The following is a 20,210-nucleotide window of genomic DNA, read 5'->3' on the forward strand; positions in this document are numbered from 1 at the left end:
GGTAAAAATCTGCGCAGTTGTACTCTCAAGCGCTGCCTTGATATTGCTCAAATTCTGCGTGCATAATCCAAATTGGGGTTCCAAAATTGAGGCAGGGGTCCAATGCAGGGTCGTATTCTGGTAATTGATGACCACCGCGAAGTCGTCTACGCCGTCCGCCGCCTCCTGGAAAGCCGCGGCCTAGAAGTGCTTAGTGCCGCCACAACACAACAAGCCCAGGCCCTGCTAGATCAGGCCGATGCCCTGATAATAGACATCCGCCTAGAACAGGAGAGTGGCCTGGAACTATTACGGCAACTCCGTAGCGAGGCATATGAGACGCCGGCGATCATCCTCTCCGCCCACACCTTTCCGGATAATGTCGTTGAAGCTAGTAAGCACGGGGCGCAACAAGTTCTCGCCAAGCCCATCGACGCTGAGGCCTTGATCAACGCAGTACATGAGGCCCTTGCTCAGACGCCGCAGGATACCGACGGGCTCGCTATCGACCACTTTGGTAACGATATACTCGGCTCATCCGCAGCGATGATGGAGGTCTTTAAGCTGCTCGGGGTAGCAGCCAGCAACGACCTCAATGTCTTGATTACCGGCGAGACCGGGGTCGGCAAGGAGATCTCCGCTGAGCTAATCCACCGCCACTCAGCACGCGTTCAAGGCCCGTTCGTCGCCCTCAACTGCACTGCAATGCCGGAAAATCTGCTTGAGGCCGAACTCTTTGGGCATACCGCCGGGGCCTTTACCGGGGCAACCAAAGCCTCTACCGGTAAGATCGAATCGGCAGCAGGGGGAACCCTCTTTCTCGATGAGATTGGCGACATGCCGCAAGCCTTTCAGGCTAAGCTGTTGCGCTTTCTGGAAGATAAGAGTTTTTACCGGTTAGGCGACTCTACCCCACGGCAGGCCGATGTACGGATTATCGCCGCGACCAATCGTGAGTTGATGAGCAATTGGGACAACTCCTTTCGCAGTGACCTCTATTTTCGTCTCGCCCAGATACCCGTCGAGATACCCCCACTGCGTGACCGCCAAGACGACTTACCGGCTTTGATTGATTTCTTCGTCCAAAGCGCCAATCAAGAGATGGGGCTTGAACTGCAGGGAGTCAGCGATAGTGCCCTTGCTCAAGCAGGCGCACACAATTGGCCAGGCAATGTTCGCGAGCTCAAGAACACCGTTTTTCGCGCGGCTGCTAAAAAACAACGCGGTATTATCGAAAGATTTGAGCTGATCGAATCAAATACTGACGCTTCTGCGCCTGATGCCGAGCAACGCCAGACAATAGACCAGCAAATCGATCAGGCTCTGCAAGCCGGTGACCTCGGCCAGTTCCTCCATGATGTCGAGCAGCGGGCCCTGCACCGCGCTTTGCACTTTCACTCCGGTAACAAGAGCCGCGTTGCTGAGGCACTCGGCGTATCGCGCAACACTCTCCGCGCCCGCCTCCAGCAAACCCTAGAGCGCAGCGAGGCCGAATGATGACATGGCGCCCTCGCAGCTTAGCCATTCGGCTCAGTGCCACTTTTCTAGCCCTGACCTTGGCCATTGCGGTGCCGATTACCTTGATCTTCGATCACTTTGCTCAGCACCTAATCAAGGATCGTGTCGAGCAGGTCATTGAGCAATCCCACCAAACCGGCGTCTTAGACTCCGATGACCTCGCCGCCGGCTTCTCCTCAGTAAGGTTCGCTGCAGTCGCCATGGTATCCCTAACCTCTCTGCTAGCAGCCTTCTTCGGGGCCTGGGTTGCCTTTCGCTGGCGCAGCAGCCTGCAAGCGATAGTACAACGTGGCCGGCGGCAAGCAAATCTAGTCCAACCCTCGATTAGGCCACCTGAGAACTGCTCATTCGTTGATCATCAGCCGCGCCAAACCGACGAATTAGCGGAGCTAGAAGATCAGCTTATTCACACTTTGGAGCGGCTGAGTCGCTCGCAGTGGCTGCTTGATAGTGTCGATGACATAGTCATCCTCGCCGATATTAGTGGCTATGTCCGCCACGGCAACGCCGCCATGGGCACAGCCTGCGCCTGCTGCCCGGTGCCAAACTGCAACAGCGTCCATGTCGCCTCAATAATCGGCAACCGGCTTTGGCAGCGCATCCATAGCATCCTGAGTCAGGGCCGCTCAGCGACGATAGAGGATGAAGTCAGAATCGCTGGTCGTGACTTTCCAGCACTTATCTCTTTACGGATGCAGGACGGCCATGCCGTTATTAAGATCACCGATCTGACCGAGTACCGCCGGCTTAAAGAGCACATGGAAAAGTTGCAGGCGCTATCAACCTTGGGGGAGATGTCGACGGAACTAGCTCACGAGATAAAAAACAACATCGTTCCGGTCAAGCTACTCTGCGAGCTCGCCCCCATGAATGAGAGCGATAGAGATTCAGTGCTGCGCTCGCTCGATCACATACACAATCTTGTCCACGATTTCATGGACTTCGGTTCCGGCAAATCGAGTAATAGTAAAGTCCTCGCCCTCAGTAGTGCCCTAGAGAGCTGGACTGAGGTATTGCGCACCAACGCCAAAAGAAAGGGGGTAAGACTCGAGGTCGACGCTCCAGACACTGAGGTTCAGCTACCATCAGGGTTGCGAGTGGTTTATGCCAATCTAGTCCGCAACGCTATCCAGGCTGCACCTGCAGATGGTTATGTTAAAGTTCATGCCTGTTTGGATGATCACGGCACCCTGGAGCTGAGCATTGCTGATAACGGCGAAGGCATACCAGAGCACATTCGCGAGCGGATCTTTGAGCCGTTCGCGACTACTCGCGCCGAAGGTACCGGCCTGGGTCTGGCCCTGGTTGAACGCTACGTCCATGAGGCCGGCGGATACGTTACCTGCGAGTCGCAGCCTCAGCAGGGCAGCACCTTCCGTATCTCCTGGCCACAGGCGGCACGCGCTGATGCTGACAGTGGCGCTGGCAGTTTTAGCAACTCTAATCACCATAGCGCCGGCAAAAGCCGAGGATGAACAACTCGGTTACGGCCTCGTTATCGATGACAGCTGGCGACTCAACTTTGGTTACGGCACCATGAAGGTGCTTGATGGCAGCTCAAGCGGCCGAGCCAACTCCATCTCACTGGCCAACGGCGCCCGGGTGGTGGCAGACAGCGGCGCAACTTGGGATTTTGAAGCCGGCTTGAGCTATGCCAAAACAGATGACCATCCCCTTACCCCAGCGGGTGAGACCATACGCATCGGTCAAGCTGAACTCTTTAGCCAGGCGCGCAGGCTTTTCGGCTCCAGCGGTTGGTTTATGGGCTGGCATATTGGCGTAACTCGGCTAACGTTACGCCCCGACGGCGACGATAATGAACGTGACATGGATACTTCGCTGGGGGTAATCGCCGGCTGGATAAGCCCATGGGGCATCTCTTTGCAACTCGATGCCATCACCACCAGCCCCTCCCCGGATATATCAATTCCCGAACATCTGCGGGTAGAATATGAAACTCTGCAATATCGGGGCACCATAGGGATCCGCTTCTAAGTATGCGCCTTCGTCTCCACTGCACCGCGGTTGCGGTAATCTTTTATGCCCTTTGTGCTCCCACGCTGGCTATTGCATCTGGGAATGAGTCACAGCCGCGCAGCCACAGTTTCGTCCAAGCTGGTCTGGGCAAAGCATTCTTTGACCGCACCTTGGCTGCTTTTCCCGGTGGTGAGAAGCCACAAAACGAGAACGGTGATGATGCGCCAGAGCCCATAACGTATCGTCGTACACTTGGTGTAAACCTGCGCGCCTCGTGGCAAGCCGAACATGGCACCTTTTTCTTTTTCGATTACTTTGGTAGCGAAGGCTGTGTTGACGATTGCTACCGAGATGACTCTGCCGAAGGCACCAGCACCGCCTTGGAGCGTTACTTCTACGGCGCCGGCTTTAATTTGCCTGTGAGTGAGCAGATAGATCTATACGCTACGGCGAGCCGCGAGCGACACACCATTGAGAGGTGCCATGACACGGATGATCGCGACGAGCAGTGCACTACAGATCAACGCCGTGGCTACACCATAGGCGCCGGCGCAACTGCACAAATCAGTGCAACATGGTCGCTTGCTTCGCACTATGAGCGCTATTTCGGACTGAGTGATGATGATGGGTTACAGAAGCTAGGCAATGGCAGATTAACCACCCGCCTGGAAGCAGCACTCGATGACGGCAAACGTAGCCGAGCCTATGTTGAGTATCTTTTTGAGCGCAACCGGTCAGCAAGGATCGGCTTTAGGTTTTATTACTAGACTTTCCGAACTGCAACATTTTTCTGCTTAGCTGCAGCATTGTACTTAAATTTCACGGCGCCCTCCACACCACCGGGGTAGCTAAATCGCGCACAAAAAGGGGGAGGCAGATGAAGGAAGAAGTCAAAGAGATTGCTCAAGGAGGGCCATTATAAGCTCCCTTCAAGTCCGATATGGACACCGTCATCCTGCCTAGGGCCAGCCAATTCTAAGCTGCGGGTAAGAATATCGGCGGCCTCTTCACGGGTGTCCACAATAGCGTCAACTTCATAACTGCCGCTGGCCAGATCGAGCCACCAGTTTCCTGAGAGGACTAGCTCTCCTCCCGTATCCCCCAACTCCCCGGTCACCCTGCCATCGGCATCGGTTACCAAGGTTGTCGTAATACCGCCTAGCCGAGCGTGTTGATCAACCGTTATAGCCGCATCATGCCATGCCAGCCGCCCATCGGCACGGTGTATATCGCCGCTATAGTCCAACTCAAGCTGATCTATTGCAAAACTAAAGGTACCCTCCAGGGCAACCTCTTCACCCCCAAATTCAGCAGCCAAGGCGCCCCAGGGTGAGGCCGGTAAGCGGCCATTCAGATCGAGCACAGTTAGCCCACCGCGATCCAACTCTGCCCTCCCTTCAGCAAAGCCGTCGACCATCGTGCCTTCGATCTCTACTACCAGGCTACCTCGCAACAGGGCGGTCGGCTGTACGCTCCAGCTAACCTGTTCCGCTTGCACCTCGGCTGTACCTAGACCCAGGACGCGTCCGTTCCAGATTGTGCCTTGCAACGAGCCGACTTCAACCTGCTGCGGTATATCAACATAGCGTTTGGCGAACTCCCAGGCTACAGCAGATGGCAGTCCAGCTATTAGAAAGGCCACATAAGCCGATAACCCCAATAGTAGCAACAACCAAAACCGCCACCCCGGCAGCCTCAAGCGCCGGCGCGAGGCTGCCTGACCAGCCCCGCTGCGCAGCCGCGACTTTCCCCCTCTTCGCAACGGCCTCAAGAGCCAACCTCTAGTGTCAGCCGCGCATCCACCAAACCCTCCTCACCGGTTCTCTCAACAGTAAGATCACTTACCACAACGCCTCCCGCGCCTTCCAGATTATCCAGCCACTTAACCAAATCATTAAAAGGCGCCCGATCAAGCCAAACCCTTACGCTAGATTCGCCGTCAGGCTGGACACGACTAACCTGATCATTAAGCCCAGAATGGCGGGCGCTGCGATCTACCAGCCCGAGCAGTGAGCGTCCATCGGTCACCGGCTCAGTAGCACCGGCGCCACCCTCCCCTGCGGCTTTGATTTGCTGCGCAGCATCGCGCATCCACGCCAAATCACGGCGCTGCTCTGTAACCTCCGCTCGGAGCCCTTCGGCTCGCTCGACCAACGGCTCCCAAAACCAGACATAGGGTAAGACGACAAAGGCTATAACCGCCCCACTACCAACTATCCAGCGCTCGCGAGTATTCCGCGCTGACCACCAACGCGAGATTTGATCACGAAGCTCAACTACCAGACTCGCGGGCTTCATGCCGCCTCCTGACGTATCACCAACCTACCCGCTACCCTCCCCTCACGTGCCGATGCCGAGCGGATCTCCACTGCCAAATCACTATCATCTTCCAGGGCCGCGCGCAGCATCTCCAGAGACTCTATATCTGCAGTATTCAACTCGACTTCGAGGGCACCATCGCGCAGACGCAGACTGCGCAAATGTAACCTATCGCTGGCCAAGGCCGGTGCAGCTTGGACCAATAAGCGACTGAGCAAGGCCTCATCATTATCCTGCTCACCACTGCCCTGAATACTGCGCAGGTGTTGCTGCATTTGCACTCGCGGATTGACCACGCGTCCATCGGGGAATGTATCACGGTAGACAGACTCGATTTCATTGCGCAACTCTTCGCGCTCTGCTGCGAGTTGATTCACCTCTACTATCTGCAGCACGACCTGTGCCAGAAGCCAAATCCCGAGCAGTGCTGCGGCCGGTCGCAACGGCCGCCACAACCAACCCCAACGCTCACGCTGTGCATAAGGCCCCTGCATAAGGTTGACTGCCCTGCTTAAGTCAAGCCGTTCGGCTAAGCGGACAAAGAGCGGCCGGTCACTCTCCTGGGCCTTGACTGGAGGCGGCTCAGGCTGCGCGGCAGGCACTGCCTCGAAGCGCTCCAGCAGCCCCTGCGGGGCCTCTATCTCGATCGCCTCCGGCGGCTGCTCAGCAGTTGCTAAAGCCGCTTCCAGGGTGATTGGTGCCGTTGCCGGCTCAAGGGCGAAGCCATCACCGCCCAAGGCCATTACCACTTGATTGCCATCAGCAATGACCTGCCAATGAGGTTCTTTCGCAGCCAAAAGCCCGTTTTCTGGGACTATAGCCGACACATCAAGACCCAACTCAGCTAGTTCCGCTTGCCAGCGTTGCATAGCGGCATGCTCGACAACCGCGGCATGGACACCGCCGTCACTGTCTATTCGACGGATAGCAAAGTGCAGATCTTCGATGTCGCTGGTAAGTTGCTCTTCCAGTGCGTATGGCAAGGCCTGAGCAACCCTCGCACGACTGCGCGTTGGCAGCTTGACCCGGGTAATAAGCACATCAAAGCCGCTAACAACAGCAACACAGCGCCTGTTGCCGGCCAGCTCAGCTACCTGCTCAGAACTAACTACGCCTTGCTGGGCTCCATCTGAGCCCCCGAGAGCGGTTAGCGCATATTCATAGTTGCCATCGGCCTGAGCCGGCAGGCGCAGACAGAAGATCTCAGCCATCTTTCCGCCAGCCTCGCGCGTCTTTAAATCCTATGCGGCAACTAGCCATCACACCCCCTTAACCGCCGCATAACGATATCGCCACTAGGGATATGGATCATGCTGCACTGCTGGTAAAGCCTGTCATCTTGCTCGATCAAGACCTCCAGTTGAGCATAATCACCTAGGCCGTACTCATCAGGATCCATTTCCGCAGGCGGCGGCAAATCATAGGCCTCACGCAACCTCTCCGGCGCCAAAAAGGCGTTAAAGCGGGTTCCCTGAGCCGGCAAGGCAGTTACATACCTCGATAATGCCTGATAAGCCTCTGCTGTCATACCCCTGACCATGACCAGCTCGCCCGCACTTGCCAGACGCCGGTTGCCGGGGCGGTACGGTGGATCCTGACGCGAATACCAATCCTCTTCAACTTCAGGATCAGCCCAGGCCCGTAGAGCATCTATCAGATCCGCAGCGTCTAGTGAGACCTCACCGTATTCGCGATTAAGGGCATCTACTAAGGAGATAAACGCCTGTTCAGTCTCTTCATCCTCTGCGTCTAACAGATTATTGAGGTTTATTCGGCAATGCAGGTCTTCCAAACGCGCCTGCACCCCCGCGCCATCGATCTCAAAGCTCAATGGCTGGGTGCGGCAGTCATCATCGAGTTGCTCTAAGGCCATCTCCTCGTCAACCCCGATCTCAAGTAGCATCTCCGCAGCGAGCGCTTCAAGACTTGCGGCGTGGAGCTGGGCCTGACCAAAGTTCTGGCTGGTTTGGGCGCGACGCATATCCAGCTGGTGGCTGGAAGTCAGCGAAACCGCGGCCACACTTGCCAGAGCAACAACGAGCAGTGCCGTAATTAAAGCCACTCCGCGCTGCTGTGTAGAAGGCCCTTGATGTCTTAACATGCTATATTCGATCTAAATTCTCAAAGATGTCAGCGACTGGCTGGATAAGGGGCCTGGATCATTTTGCCCACCAATAACCTAGCTAAACTGGCCATGGCAATTATACTGCTGTTGATTTTTTTGCTATGGCCGGCCAAGCCGCTATGGGCGTCGGAGCCGGGCAAGACCCAATTCAGGCTCTCAGCCTGGACAGTTTTTAGCCAGATAGATCTTGGCTGGTCTGATGCCAATGGCAATTCCGGCACCTGGAGTGATACAGGCGTCGGAATAGGCGCTGACTTTGCAGTCACCGCTTCAATCTTTGACCAAGCAGGCCTACAGCTAAGGCTATCAGCCTGGATAAGCAATGCCGAAATAAGCTCTGCGGAAGACGGCGCGCGGTTCACAGCCCAAATTCCCTTTGGCGGCGAGGCCGTATCACTTCTCACATACCGTCCCACAGATACGGCCTCTCTTGAAGTAGGCATAGGGGTTGCCGGGGCACGCCTTGAGCTTGAGTCCCATAGCAATCAAATGAGAACCCTCTCATCTTGGACCAATACCTGGGGCATAGCCTACACCGGGGCCATCAACATCGACATCACAGAAAATTGGCGAACAGGCTTGAATCTGCGTGTCATGCATTATGAGTCCCAAACCTGGCAGAACAGTTTCAGATTGGAGCCCGATCACACCTTGATCGACATTGGCCTCGGCTACCGCTGGTAACCGCCGCTCACCTGTTTGGCGAAAGGTATAAAACAGATCCAAAACTCCCCTGACCCAGGCCTTCAGGGTGTCGCTCTCGGCCACCCAAGCGGCGAGCGGTGGGCTGACCCTATAGTAGGCAGACACTAAGGCCCTTCCCAGTCCATGTTGAATTAAGACCGCATCGCGGAACTCACGCAATGATTCCACTTCAGCAGCATAGGGGCTACCGTAGGCAGCTGTCGCGATGAAACAGCGTGAGTCACTGTCCGCGTTATCAAATCCTTCAAAACTCTCCACTAATTCCGCTGTTCCCGAGCCCACCACTGAGACCTGCTTCTCGTTAGACCAGTTTGAGCAGTTCTTCTCACCTTCGCGTTCATTAGTGCAATCCAGACAAGCGCGGACACTATATGAAAAATCACCACGCCCCGGTTTATCCGTATAGGTTTTATGCTCCCTTGCAACTTGCCACAGCTCGGTGCCATCTGCACCGTGACGCCGCAACTCATAGCAGCCTTGCTCGGTCATCGGGTATTCATACCAACGTAAGCTCACACTGTCATTTTTGGCTTCGGCGCTCGCCAACACTGGATCAGGGGGGTAAGCCTGGACATTAGCTACTCGGTACAATGTGCCCGGTTTTTGAGGCTCGTTATCTGCAAAACTGTGCGCGCCAATGGATGCCTCAACCTTAGCAATCTCGGTGAACTCATCCTCATCACTGTAGCGGCGCTTGATGCTGTACCTGTCGGTTGTCGGGCTGCTGCCCAACCAATAAAGTTCGGCCCCACCACTGGCATCATTATCGCTGACGCTAAGATGGCTCGGTGGCACCGCACGCATTTGGGCAAGATTACCTTCCTCAGCTGACCAAGCCGACCAGGCATCCAGGCGACCACCGAGCAAAGTCCGCTCGGCGTAGTCGCGGGCATTCTCCTTGCCACCTTTCAGTTCACCGCCATAGCACTCATGGCCGAGTTCGTCAGCTAACTCTTCATTGCAAGCAACGGTGCCCAAGATCTGTTCGCGTACTTGCAGCATACGCTCCTGGCGCTCCTGATCAGTCTGCGGTTCACCCTGTTCGGCGTTGTGCCTTTGCATGAGCAGCGCAGCAAGACCTGAGACCATCGGTGCTGCCATAGATGTGCCATCAAGGCGTTTATAGCCATCATCCAGATAAGTGCTGTAGATACCCTTGCCCGGGGCAGCTAGATGGGTGGTAAGGCGGCCGTAATTGGTGAAGCTGGTGAGCCTATCCTGCTCCTTAGCGGAGGCGGCCACTGATATTACATTTACCAGCGGCAAAGATGCCGGCAGTGTCATCTCGGAAGGGTTATCGTTGTTGCGTTCGTTATTCCCAGCGGCAGCGACCACCAGCACGCCCTGCTCTCCGGCCGCTGCGATCGCCTCGCACTCAAGCTTACCATCGTGATTGGTCAAGTCGGCGCAATCTGTCGGCAGACGGTCCTGATTTGTCGAGGATACGGTACTAACGTAGCTGGCATTAATGACGTCCACATTATGCTCAAGGACGTAATCCTCAATCGCCCTTATGGCATCAGCTACATTTCCGCTTCCACTACTATCCAGAAACTTCAACGCCATTAGCTGGATAGTTCGGGCCACCCCAGAGACACCGCCATTATGGCCACCGTGGGCGCCGATTATCCCTGCCACATGGGTGCCGTGGCCGTTATCATCATAAGGCTGGCCCGATTTGTCCCCATCACTACCGTCAAAGGTAAAATCCCAGCCAAAATCATCATCACACGGCAGGATGTTGCCGTCATCGTCGGTCTCATAATCATCTGAGCACTCCTCAGCTGAGGGGTTCTGCCAGATGTTATCTTCTAGATCAGGATGGTTACGGTCGATCCCGGTATCCAATACAGCGACGACAATATCACCGGCATCGCCGACGTCATCCGCTGAGCCATCTTCGCCCATTTGCTCCCACACTTGCGGCATACCGATGCGCTCCAGGCCCCACTGCTCATCATGCAACCAATCACTGTCGTTGGCAGCTGTTGAGTAACTACCTTCGCCGTTCTTAGCCGATCCCGCTGCACCAACTCTAAGCACCGTCCGGTTGCGCTCGACGTGTTCGACATGAGGATCATCGATATACTTTTGTCTGATCCGTTCACGGTCGGCGTAGGGCGGCAACACCACCACTTCCCAGCCGTTAGTGCGGCTGCGCATGCGCCGATAGTTGCCGTAAGCTTGATGGGTGGCGCGCTTGACGTTGGCCTGAGTGCCACTAGCAAAACTTACAATAAGCTCGTGAGGATCGGCACCCGAACCGGCATGCTGAGGCGGCGGGCCACCCATAGGTGCCTGCAGAGCTGCAGGCAGCATAACGGCTAGACCAAAGACGACCCGCAGCGCCGGCAGGTGCCGGATGGCAAGACCTGCTTTACTCAGGGAACGAGCACGCAACTGACTCTATCCCTCCTTCAACAAACAGCGCTATCAACCATGGTCTTGTCATCACTGAGCTCGCCGGTCCCTCGGGAGGCCGTGACTCCACAACCAGGCGCTTGTCATCAAAGGCCCGCAGTTGCAGGGTATAGCCCCCGCTAGGGCGCTGCTGATCGAGGGCGGCGATCGCCCGCGCTCCGTCCGGCCAGTCCTGCGGCGGAGACTCACCGACTTGTTGCCAAATTTCCTGCCACTTCTGCTCATCAGAGATAAGCTTACAGGCCGTTTGCTCGGCTTGATGGTTTTGACCGCGCCAAACCTCGCCCGCGCCAAACGGTTCAGCTAGCACCGCCTGGCCATAGCCGAGTACACCGATAAGCAACACGACAAAACAGTGCTGGCATATACTCGCCAAGGATTGGATAATAGGCGGTTTACCCTGCGAACCGGATACCCACCGGCAACCTACCGGAGTCTCTGAATAATGAAGCGACACGTGGCTAATCTCCTCGATCAGGCCCTACAAGCCATGCGCGCTAACGGCGAGTTAGCGCAGGATTTGGAGCTGCCCGAAATCCAGGTTGAGCGCGCCCGTGACCGCGCCCACGGCGACTACGCTGCCAACACGGCGATGTTGCTCGCCAAACGGGCGGGCCGTAACCCCCGCGATCTAGCCGCAACGATTCGCGCGCACCTACCCACATCAGATGTAATCAGCGGTGTCGAGGTAGCTGGCCCCGGCTTTTTGAACTTCACCTTGACCCCTGCCGCTCGTCATGCGGCAGTACGTACCGCGCTAAGCGAGGGTCGCAATTACGGCAAAAGTAATATCGGCCACGGCCATAGCGTCCATATCGAGTTCGTCTCAGCCAACCCCACCGGCCCACTCCACGTCGGCCATGGTCGCGGTGCAGCCTTCGGCGACGCCCTTGCAAGTGTCCTGGAGGCAGGCGGCTACACTGTCCATCGAGAATACTACGTAAACGACGCCGGACGCCAGATGGATATCCTCGCCATCTCCCTGTGGCTACGCTATCTTGAGGCAGCCGGCGAGCTGGTAGCATTCCCCAGTAAAGGCTATCAAGGCGATTATATCAAAAGTCATGCCGCGCAACTGCTAAACGCCGACGGCGAAAAACACGTGCAGCCCTTTGCCAAGCTCAAAGAAGGTTTGCCAGCTGACGGTGATCAACCAAACGGCGATGCAGAGGCATACCTCGACTGCATGATCCATCGTGCCAAGCAATTGCTCGGCGAAAGCTCTTATCAAAGGGTTCTAGACTTCGCTCTAAGCGCCATTTTAGGCGATATAAAAGAGGACCTCGCCGCTTTCGGTGTCACCTATCATAGCTATTTCTCAGAGCGCGAGTTGGCTGATAACGGCCATATTGAGGCGGCTATAGACAAGCTCGCCAATGCTGGGCAGACCTATACCGCTGAGGGGGCGTTGTGGTTTCGTGCTAGCGCCTTTGGTGACGACAAGGACCGGGTACTGCGCCGCGAAAATGGGCTGACCACATATTTTGCTGCCGATATAGCTTACCACCTGAACAAACTAGAACGCGGCTATAACACCCTGATTGATGTCTGGGGGGCCGATCACCACGGCTACGTGCCGCGAGTTAAGGCCTCATTACAAGCCTTGGGTCGCAACCCCAGCGAGCTAGATGTCCGCCTGGTTCAATTCGCAATCCTTTACCGCGGCGGTGAAAAACTGCCCATGTCTACTCGCTCTGGTGAGTTTGTTACCCTGCGCGAACTGCGCGAAGAGGTAGGTAAGGATGCTGCGCGCTTTTTCTACGTCATGCGGCGCAGCGAGCAGCACATGGACTTTGACCTCGATTTAGCCAAGTCGGAGTCGGCCGATAACCCGGTGTATTACTGTCAATACGCCCATGCTCGGGTCTGTAGCGTCTTCCGCCAGCTCTCTGAGCGCAACCTGGAGTTCGACCGGGACCAGGGGCTCACTGCCCTACCCCGGCTCGATACCGAGCACGAAAGTATAGTGCTCGATCTTATTGGCCGTTATCCTGAGATCGTAGAGGCAGCTGCCATTGCGCGTGAACCCCACCAGCTCGCCCAGTATTTGCGGGAGCTCGCGGCATCACTTCATACCTATTACAACGCGGTGCCGTTTATAGTAGAGGATAGTGAGCTACGCAATGCGCGTCTCGCTTTAATCGAGGCAACCCGCCAGATATTGGCCAATGGCCTTGGAATACTTGGCGTTGACGCCCCAGAGCGAATGTAAACGACAAAGATCATGGCCCAACAACGTAAAAAACCGACAACACGCAGCACAAAATCCAATGCCAAGGGGTCGGGTGCGAGCGGTGGCCCGGGTGCCAGCCGACGCAATGACAAGCCCGCGCCCCCGGGCTGGATGTGGCTGCTTGGGGGGACCGTCATTGGAGGCTTGGCCTTTTCCGCGCTGCAGTTTATTCAAGATGGCGAGGACGACCCTGAGATACTTCAGCCGAGCACCGAGCAGGTAGCGGCTAGAAGCCGCTCTGAGCGGGAAGAAGAGAGGGATGAGGAAGCGGGTCCCGAGCAGGAGGAGCGCTCCTATGAGTTTTACGATATCCTGATGCAGGACGAGGTCGCAATTCCGGAGGACGATCCGCCTCCTGCTGAGCGCCGCCGCACGGCTCACGAGGAAGAGGATGTCAAGCGTGCCCCCACCCTTGAGGAAGGCTACAGCTACCTGTTACAGGCGGGCTCCTTTCGCAACAAGGATGACGCCGAGCACATGCGCGCTTCGCTTGCCCTTGTCGGGCTGCCAGCCCAAATCCACACGGTTGAGTTAGATGATGGCCAGAACTGGCATAGAGTCAGGGTCGGCCCGATTGATAAGCACGATGAGATAGAGAAGGCCCGCAAGCGCATGGAGGACAACAACATCGAGCCGCTACTCCTGCGTACTGAGGGGTAGTTCTATAAGAGACTCACCGCGCCTTCTTGCCTGCTGACTCTAGATAAGAAGGCTGCTGGAGCGCTTTTGCAACTAACCTATTTCCTCTTGCCGCAACCTAAAGAGCGCAGAGATGTCTTCATCGCCATATCCCCGCTCGATCAGATTGTCATAATCGCTTATGGCGCGCTCTACAAGCTCTATGCCCTTACCTTGCTGCGCCAACTCAGCCCGGACTATATCTAGATCCTTGCGGTGCAGGGCCAGCTTAAAACCCGGGGGGAAAATGGCGCGGGCGATATTCGGGCCGCGCTGAACTAGTTGCCAGTTATTGCCTGCTCCGCCACTGAGCACCTCAATCACCTGATCGAGCTCTAAGTCCTGTGCCTTGCCGTACGCTAGGCCCGCCGCAACCCCCTGCATAATCCCGGCAACCATGATCTGATTGACCGCTTTAGTAGCCTGTCCCGCGCCTACTGGCCCCATATGATGAGCTGCAGTACAGATTGGGTCGAGTAGCGGCTGGATGCGCTCCAGGACTCGCTCATCGCCTCCCACCATCATCACCATAGAGCCTTGCCTGGCCCCCTCCGGCCCCCCAGAGACCGGGGCATCGAGAAACTCAGCCCCGGCCGAGCGCACCCTCTGCGCCGCTTCTCGCGCAGTATCAGGAGCAACAGTGGAGGTGTCTACCACAACCGAACCGGGCGAGAGGCCTTCACTTAGATCATCAATCACACCGAGCAGGTCGTTATCGGCACTGACACTGATAAACACCACATCAGCAGCTGCTGCCACCTGGGCCGGAGAACCGACAGCCGCGACATTGTATTCAGCGCTGAAGGCATCAGCCTTTTCCTGCGTCCGATTCCATACAGCACTCAGCAGACTGGAATTAGCCAGGTTGGCGGCTATCCCATTACCCATTGCCCCTAATCCAATAACTCCTGCTTTCATGGACTGCTTCCCCCTTCTAGGTAAGTGCCACCCAGCAAACCTGCTTCCAAATCGGCTATGCAGGCGCGGCGTGAGGCCTCATCAAGCTCAGAGCCGGCGACACGCCGCCGGTAGGCGCCGCTTAACTCACGCTCATCGAAGCCGACCGAACGCAAAACGGCGCTTACACTGTCACCTCTACTGACCACAGTAAAGTGGTAGCCATGCTCATCGACCTCGACATTGACCGAGTCGGTCTGTCCGAACAGATTATGCCGGTCACCGAGGATCTCCTGATAGGCACCGATCATAAACACACCCAACCACAGCGGCTCACCCGGTTCAGGCGCAGGAAGGGCCAAGGTGTTCTCTATCCCATCGCCATCGACATAGAGCGAGACGGTTCCGTCCGAGTCACAGGTCAAATCCTGCACGACTCCGCGGCGCGCTACCGGTTGATTCAGGCCTGCTAACGGCACTATCGGAAATATCTGCTCTATCCCCCATACATCGGGTATAGACTGAAAGACAGAAAAATTGGCGAATAGTTTGTCAGCAAGACGCTGGTTGAGTTCATCCGCAGCCTCGCGCTGATGGGGGCGCGAAGGGTTGAGCCGGGGCAGTAGCAGCTTAGCCACCGATTCGTAACAGCGCTCGCAGTAAGCGCGTTCTACCAAGCTTAATATACCGTGCAAATAAAGGCTCTGTGCCTCTTCAAGGTAGTATCGGGCATCATGATATATTTCCGTGGCGGGGCGCTCGGCGTGCTCGCACAAACAGCGATAGAGCTCCCTGACCACACTAGGGGCAGTCTGGGCCGGGGGATCCAAGTCATCTTCCGCCGGCACGGCGTCGGTATCAATTACCTGGGTAATCAGCACCGCGTGATGAGCCGTCATGGCCCTACCGCTTTCGGTAATCAACGTCGGATGCGGCAGATCGTTTTCGGCACAAACCTTCTGTAAGGCATTAACCACATTGTGGGCATACTCCTCGATACTGTAATTAATCGAGCAAAACGAGCGGGACCGAGTGCCCTCGTAATCGACCCCCAGCCCACCACCAACATCGACTTTGGTAACCGGTACGCCGAGCTTGTGCAACTCAGCATAAAAGCGGGCACCTTCTCCCATGCCCTGACGGATATCATGGACATTGGCGATCTGCGAACCGAAATGAAAGTGCAGCAATTCAAGGCAGTTGAGCAAACCGCCGTCGCCCAGTTCATCTACAACCGCTAATGCATCAGCAACCGTCAGACCGAACTTAGAGCGCTCACCCCCGGTGTTCTGCCACTTTCCTGCCCCGATCGACGCCAGCCGAATCCTGATCCCTAAACAGGGCGTAATACCCAAACGCTTGGCTTCGCGCATCACCAAACGCGCTTCAGAGCGCTTCTCCAGCACCAGGTGAACCCGCAGCCCGAGTTGTAACCCACGCAGCGCAATGCGCACATACTCCGGGTCTTTGTAGCCATTGCAGATTATGGTTCCGCCCGCGGGGGCCATAGCTATAACGGCGAGCAGTTCGGGCTTACTGCCAGCCTCCAGGCCGACCCGGCCATCAGCGACGATCTCCTCAATCACAGAGCGCTGCTGATTGACCTTTATGGGATACACCGGCTGGTAATCGCCCGCATAACCGACCGCCTGCATCGCCGTGCTAAAGGCCGTACATAGGGTATCAACACGATCGCGCAGGATGGCCGGAAATCTAACCAATACGGGCGCCGCAAGCCCTTGGCGCGGCAATTCCTTAACGATTTGGCGTAGCTCTACCGCTGGCCCTGAATCACGCTGCGGGCGAACGCGCAGTCGCCCCGCAGCGGAGATATCAAAATACCCCTCACTCCACAGCGGCACATTGTAAAGTTGACCTGCTGGAACATCTGCCGAGTCAATTTGCATCCCGGAATGGTAACATTAGTAGTGATAAACTTTGGAAAAATTGGAGGCATGATGGGCGACGGCTGGTTTAGAGAAGCAGTCGAGAGTGAAGGTGTAGCATTCTCTCTAGCTATAGAACAGAAGCTGCACGATGAAACAAGCGACTTTCAGCACATTGAGGTATATCAGACCAGCCACTGGGGCAGGCTACTAGTCCTGGATGGCTGCGTTATGCTTACCGAGCGGGACGAGTTCTTCTACCACGAGATGATGTCCCACCCAGCGCTTTTCGCCCATCGCGAACCGCGAAAGGTGGCAATCATAGGCGGCGGAGACTGCGGCATCCTCCGTGAGGTTCTGCGCCACTCCAATGTTGAGCAAGCCGTGCAAGTGGAGATTGATGAGCGGGTCACGCGTGTATGCGAGCAGTACTTACCGCAGCTATGCAGCGCCAATAATGACCCGCGCGCCACGCTACTCTTCAGCGACGGGGTGGAGTGGATACGCAGCATTGAAGAAGAGTCGCTCGACCTGATCATTGTCGACAGCACAGATCCAGTTGGGCCGGCTGCAGGCCTTTTCACCGCGGAATTTCTCAGCGCTGCGCGCCGGGCAGTGGCTCCCGGGGGCATTGTTGTACAACAGAGCGAGTCACCACTGCTCCACCGCGATACGGTTATAGCGCCGCTGCACCAAGCGGCTACAGAGGCCGGATTTGATGGCATCCACACTATTACCTTCCCGGTTCCCGGCTATCCATCCGGCTGGTGGTCAGCAACCCTAATGGCCAACGGCGGTGACCCGCGCAACTTCCGGGCTGAAGATTCTGCTGATAAGGATTTCCCAACCCAGTATTACAACGCCGACATTCACCGCGCAGCCCTAGCAACACCAGAGCTCTTGAAGTTTTGAGGCGCATCGGCGTAGCCACACAGCCGATAGCGATCATCTGACGGCCGCCAATGCAGCAGCAGTAAGCCGGGTAAGGGCCCGCAGCGGCTGCTGCATTGGGGCCAACAGATGGTGGCACCATTGGGCTTTTGAGGTAGCAATTCGCAGCGGCTGCCACAGTGGCAACGGCATGGCTTAAAGCTCTCAGCCGCTCACCCAGAAGCCGCTCTACACAAATAAAAAGCGGTCATACGTCTTAATGCCCCACTCACAGCCGCCAGTTTAGATTCACGCCTGCCGAGAGGTCCGGACTATCATCGTATATGCCGATCCCCATGTACGGGCGAACATTAGCTTGCCCAAACTGCAGTGATGCCCCGAAGAGCATATCCATATGGTTGTCACCGGTCGGGTTTTCGTCACCGACAAATTCGAGGTTTAGACTAACACCCTCTTCGATATGGTGGGCATAGCCAAAGCCCCAGTTTAGATAGTTTTTTACTGACACGTCTCTATTTTCCTTAATCGTATAACCGACCTCGCCGTAAACAAGGTTATCGCCAAGAGCCCGCTGCATGGGTAGATTGACAAAGAAGTCAATCCCATCATTTGGGTAGGGCTTTATTTCGTCATCACCATTTAGCGTAGTACCGAACTCCAACGCCATGTTTTCGGTCAGTTCCAGCTTACCGTATGCAGTCAGGCCTTCGTGGCCTGAATCATCCGGGGCATCTTCGTCCTGTTCGTAGTTGCGCACAAAGGTAAAGTAGACCCCGTACTCAAACTGATCTGTCAGACCATGGCGTACCCCTACCGGCCCTACTAAGAGATTATCGTATTCATCTCCATCGTCTTCCCGGGCGAGCTGGTAAGCCATGCCAGCGAAGATATCAGTTTGGTGAGAACCAATAACTGTTGCTGGACTAAGCAGCAGTGGCCGCTGATCTGCTTGTGCAGCCGCTTGTCCTGCAAACGTTAGGCCAACACCTAGCAGCGCTCCAATAACCTTCCGGGACATGTTATTTTCCTTTCAATCAAAGCTTTAGCTAATCATACCACGTCAGCTCAACGAGTCGAGGATACCCGGCCTGAACCATTTGGCTGCCCTAGGGCGGTGATCTTGACTCCATGAAACCGCCCTGGATGAATACATGGCCTCCTCCATAACGAGGCAGCTAAATGTCTCAGGGTGTCTAGATATGCATAAAAAAACGGGCGCCGAAGCGCCCGCAAGCTTTCCTCTAAGGAGGAGTATGGCTACGCAAAACTCTAATATTCAGTCTGTAGTGCCTAACCTTTTGTTATATTGCTACACCACCTACTTGGAGCGCCCGGTCGTAAAATCGGGGTAGGCCTCCATACCACACTCACCGACATCAAGCCCTCTCTGTTCATCTTCTTCACTAGCACGTATGCCCATTGTGAAGCGCAGGATGGTCCACACGAGCAGACTGCTTAGGAAGACGAAGCCGAAGATCGCAGCAATCCCAGCCAGCTGACCGGTCACTGTTGCATCTTCATTCGACAGCAGCACTGCCAGGATGCCCCAGATACCTGCCGTACCGTGTGCTGAAATAGCGCCTACCGGATCATCAATGCGCAGCTTATCGAGAGCAACTATAGAGAAGACCACTAGGACACCGCCAACACCACCGATCGTGGCTGCCAGCAACGGCGAGGGCGTATCTGGACCAGCGGTTATTGATACCAGCCCGGCTATAGCGCCGTTCAGTGCCATAGTCAGGTCGGCCTTACCAAACAAGGCCCGGGCCAGGATCAAGGCAGCCACTACGCCACCAGCTGCGGCAAGGTTGGTGTTCATGAAAACTGTCGCCACAGCATTAGCGGCATCGGCCGACGAGACCGAGAGTTCAGAGCCGCCATTAAAGCCGAACCAGCCCAGCCAGAGGATCAGCGTTCCAAGCGCCGCCAGGGGCATGTTAGCTCCAGGTATCGCCCGCACTTGGCCACCAGGGCCATATTTGCCCTTGCGGGCACCTAAGACAATAACGCCGGCAAGTGCCGCTGCAGCACCGGCCATGTGGACTATCCCAGAGCCGGCGAAATCGGCATAGCCTAACTCATCAAGGAAGCCGCCACCCCAGCTCCACATGCCTTGAATGGGGTATATAAAGCCTGTCAGCACCACTGCAAAGATGAAGAAAGACCAGAGCTTCATCCGTTCTGCGACGGCACCAGAGACGATCGACATTGCGGTAGCAACAAAGACTACCTGGAAAAAGAAATCAGAGAAGTACGAGAAATCGGCCTCTCCTGCCCGGGCCATTTCAGCTGTAACTGGCTCGGTTGCTGGCAGCAGAAACTGGATGGTCGGCAAAAATCCGAGGATGCCACCGTCACTTTCATACATTATGTTCCAGCCGATAAGCATGTACATGATAACGGCTATCGAATAAAGACCGACATTCTTGGTAAGAATCTCGGTAGTATTCTTCGCCCTTACCATGCCCGCTTCGAGCATCGTAAATCCTGCCGCCATCCACATTACCAAAGCGCCGGATAACAGGAGGTAAAACGTATCCAGCGCATATGCCATTTCCATTACATCTTCCATCGGACT

General features: G+C 56.0%; 17 protein-coding genes and 1 pseudogene. 8 read left to right on the forward strand and 10 right to left on the reverse strand.

What is annotated here, in order from left to right; translation table 11 throughout:
• Positions 1 to 102: 102 nt before the first annotated feature.
• From HH1059_RS12675 to HH1059_RS12690, 4 genes are read left to right on the forward strand one after another with little or no spacing between them, the layout of a single operon-like run.
• A complete protein-coding gene (locus HH1059_RS12675) occupies positions 103 to 1,476 on the forward strand; it encodes a sigma-54-dependent transcriptional regulator (RefSeq protein WP_096406694.1) in 1,374 nt (457 codons plus the stop codon).
• On the forward strand, positions 1,473 to 2,972 hold the full coding sequence (locus HH1059_RS12680) for a sensor histidine kinase (RefSeq protein WP_096406696.1): 1,500 nt from the start codon (positions 1,473 to 1,475) through the stop codon (positions 2,970 to 2,972). The genes HH1059_RS12675 and HH1059_RS12680 overlap by 4 nt, the downstream gene beginning before the upstream one ends.
• Entirely contained in the window at positions 2,905 to 3,492 is a 588-nt protein-coding gene (locus HH1059_RS12685; protein WP_096406699.1) for a hypothetical protein, read from the forward strand. The genes HH1059_RS12680 and HH1059_RS12685 overlap by 68 nt, the downstream gene beginning before the upstream one ends.
• A gap of 2 nt (positions 3,493 to 3,494) precedes the next feature.
• Positions 3,495 to 4,241 (forward strand): hypothetical protein, encoded by a 747-nt coding sequence (locus HH1059_RS12690; protein ID WP_096406701.1) that lies wholly within the window; start codon positions 3,495 to 3,497, stop codon positions 4,239 to 4,241.
• 149 nt (positions 4,242 to 4,390) lie between these two features.
• On the opposite strand, the gene HH1059_RS12695 is transcribed toward HH1059_RS12690, so the two are convergent.
• From HH1059_RS12695 to HH1059_RS12710, 4 genes are read right to left on the reverse strand one after another with little or no spacing between them, the layout of a single operon-like run.
• Positions 4,391 to 5,236 carry a type II secretion system protein N gene (locus HH1059_RS12695; protein WP_162549560.1) on the reverse strand — a complete coding sequence of 282 codons (846 nt, stop codon included), beginning with the start codon at positions 5,234 to 5,236 and terminating at the stop codon, positions 4,391 to 4,393.
• 5 nt (positions 5,237 to 5,241) lie between these two features.
• Positions 5,242 to 5,772: a type II secretion system protein GspM gene (gspM, locus tag HH1059_RS12700; protein ID WP_096406706.1), complete on the reverse strand. Its 531-nt coding sequence runs from the start codon at positions 5,770 to 5,772 to the stop codon at positions 5,242 to 5,244.
• A complete protein-coding gene (gene gspL / locus HH1059_RS12705; RefSeq protein WP_096406709.1) occupies positions 5,769 to 7,004 on the reverse strand; it encodes a type II secretion system protein GspL in 1,236 nt (411 codons plus the stop codon). Before gspL ends, gspM begins: the two co-directional genes overlap by 4 nt.
• 41 nt (positions 7,005 to 7,045) lie before the next feature.
• The gene (locus tag HH1059_RS12710; RefSeq protein ID WP_162549561.1) at positions 7,046 to 7,855 is read right to left on the reverse strand and encodes a type II secretion system protein GspK; all 810 of its coding nucleotides are present in this window, start codon (positions 7,853 to 7,855) and stop codon (positions 7,046 to 7,048) included.
• A 132-nt stretch (positions 7,856 to 7,987) separates the two neighbouring features.
• On the opposite strand from HH1059_RS12710, the gene HH1059_RS14155 reads away from it, so the two are divergent.
• Positions 7,988 to 8,602, forward strand: coding sequence for an outer membrane beta-barrel protein (locus HH1059_RS14155; RefSeq protein ID WP_162549562.1), 615 nt, complete (start codon positions 7,988 to 7,990; stop codon positions 8,600 to 8,602).
• Between the two features lie 48 nt (positions 8,603 to 8,650).
• On the opposite strand, the pseudogene HH1059_RS12720 reads toward HH1059_RS14155, so the two are convergent.
• Positions 8,651 to 10,942: pseudogene (locus HH1059_RS12720) on the reverse strand (S8 family peptidase); the annotation flags it as partial.
• A 58-nt stretch (positions 10,943 to 11,000) separates the two neighbouring features.
• The gene (locus tag HH1059_RS12725) at positions 11,001 to 11,501 is read right to left on the reverse strand and encodes a hypothetical protein (protein ID WP_096406719.1); all 501 of its coding nucleotides are present in this window, start codon (positions 11,499 to 11,501) and stop codon (positions 11,001 to 11,003) included.
• Between HH1059_RS12725 and argS the strand changes: the two genes are divergently transcribed.
• Positions 11,490 to 13,256: an arginine--tRNA ligase gene (gene argS / locus HH1059_RS12730; protein WP_096406721.1), complete on the forward strand. Its 1,767-nt coding sequence runs from the start codon at positions 11,490 to 11,492 to the stop codon at positions 13,254 to 13,256. The genes HH1059_RS12725 and argS overlap by 12 nt on opposite strands.
• 12 nt (positions 13,257 to 13,268) lie before the next feature.
• Positions 13,269 to 13,937 carry an SPOR domain-containing protein gene (locus HH1059_RS12735; RefSeq protein WP_096406724.1) on the forward strand — a complete coding sequence of 223 codons (669 nt, stop codon included), beginning with the start codon at positions 13,269 to 13,271 and terminating at the stop codon, positions 13,935 to 13,937.
• Between the two features lie 72 nt (positions 13,938 to 14,009).
• Here HH1059_RS12735 and HH1059_RS12740 read toward each other — a convergent pair whose 3' ends face one another.
• Together HH1059_RS12740 and speA are read right to left on the reverse strand one after the other, a co-directional pair.
• Positions 14,010 to 14,873, reverse strand: coding sequence for an NAD(P)-dependent oxidoreductase (locus HH1059_RS12740; RefSeq protein WP_096406726.1), 864 nt, complete (start codon positions 14,871 to 14,873; stop codon positions 14,010 to 14,012).
• A complete protein-coding gene (speA, locus tag HH1059_RS12745; RefSeq protein ID WP_096406729.1) occupies positions 14,870 to 16,759 on the reverse strand; it encodes a biosynthetic arginine decarboxylase in 1,890 nt (629 codons plus the stop codon). The genes HH1059_RS12740 and speA overlap by 4 nt, the downstream gene beginning before the upstream one ends.
• Before the next feature lie 51 nt (positions 16,760 to 16,810).
• On the opposite strand from speA, the gene speE reads away from it, so the two are divergent.
• Positions 16,811 to 17,650 (forward strand): polyamine aminopropyltransferase, encoded by an 840-nt coding sequence (gene speE, locus HH1059_RS12750; protein WP_096406732.1) that lies wholly within the window; start codon positions 16,811 to 16,813, stop codon positions 17,648 to 17,650.
• 247 nt (positions 17,651 to 17,897) lie between these two features.
• Here speE and HH1059_RS12755 read toward each other — a convergent pair whose 3' ends face one another.
• Together HH1059_RS12755 and amt are read right to left on the reverse strand one after the other, a co-directional pair.
• Complete coding sequence (locus HH1059_RS12755; RefSeq protein WP_096406734.1) at positions 17,898 to 18,647, reverse strand: hypothetical protein; 750 nt, start codon at positions 18,645 to 18,647, stop codon at positions 17,898 to 17,900.
• Positions 18,648 to 18,947: 300 nt separating this feature from the next.
• Positions 18,948 to 20,204, reverse strand: a complete 1,257-nt coding sequence (amt, locus tag HH1059_RS12760) for an ammonium transporter (RefSeq protein ID WP_207148146.1) — start codon at positions 20,202 to 20,204, stop codon at positions 18,948 to 18,950.
• Positions 20,205 to 20,210: the final 6 nt, after the last annotated feature.

It is taken from the genome of Halorhodospira halochloris, from assembly GCF_002356555.2.
GTDB classification, from domain to species: domain Bacteria; phylum Pseudomonadota; class Gammaproteobacteria; order Nitrococcales; family Halorhodospiraceae; genus Halorhodospira; species Halorhodospira halochloris.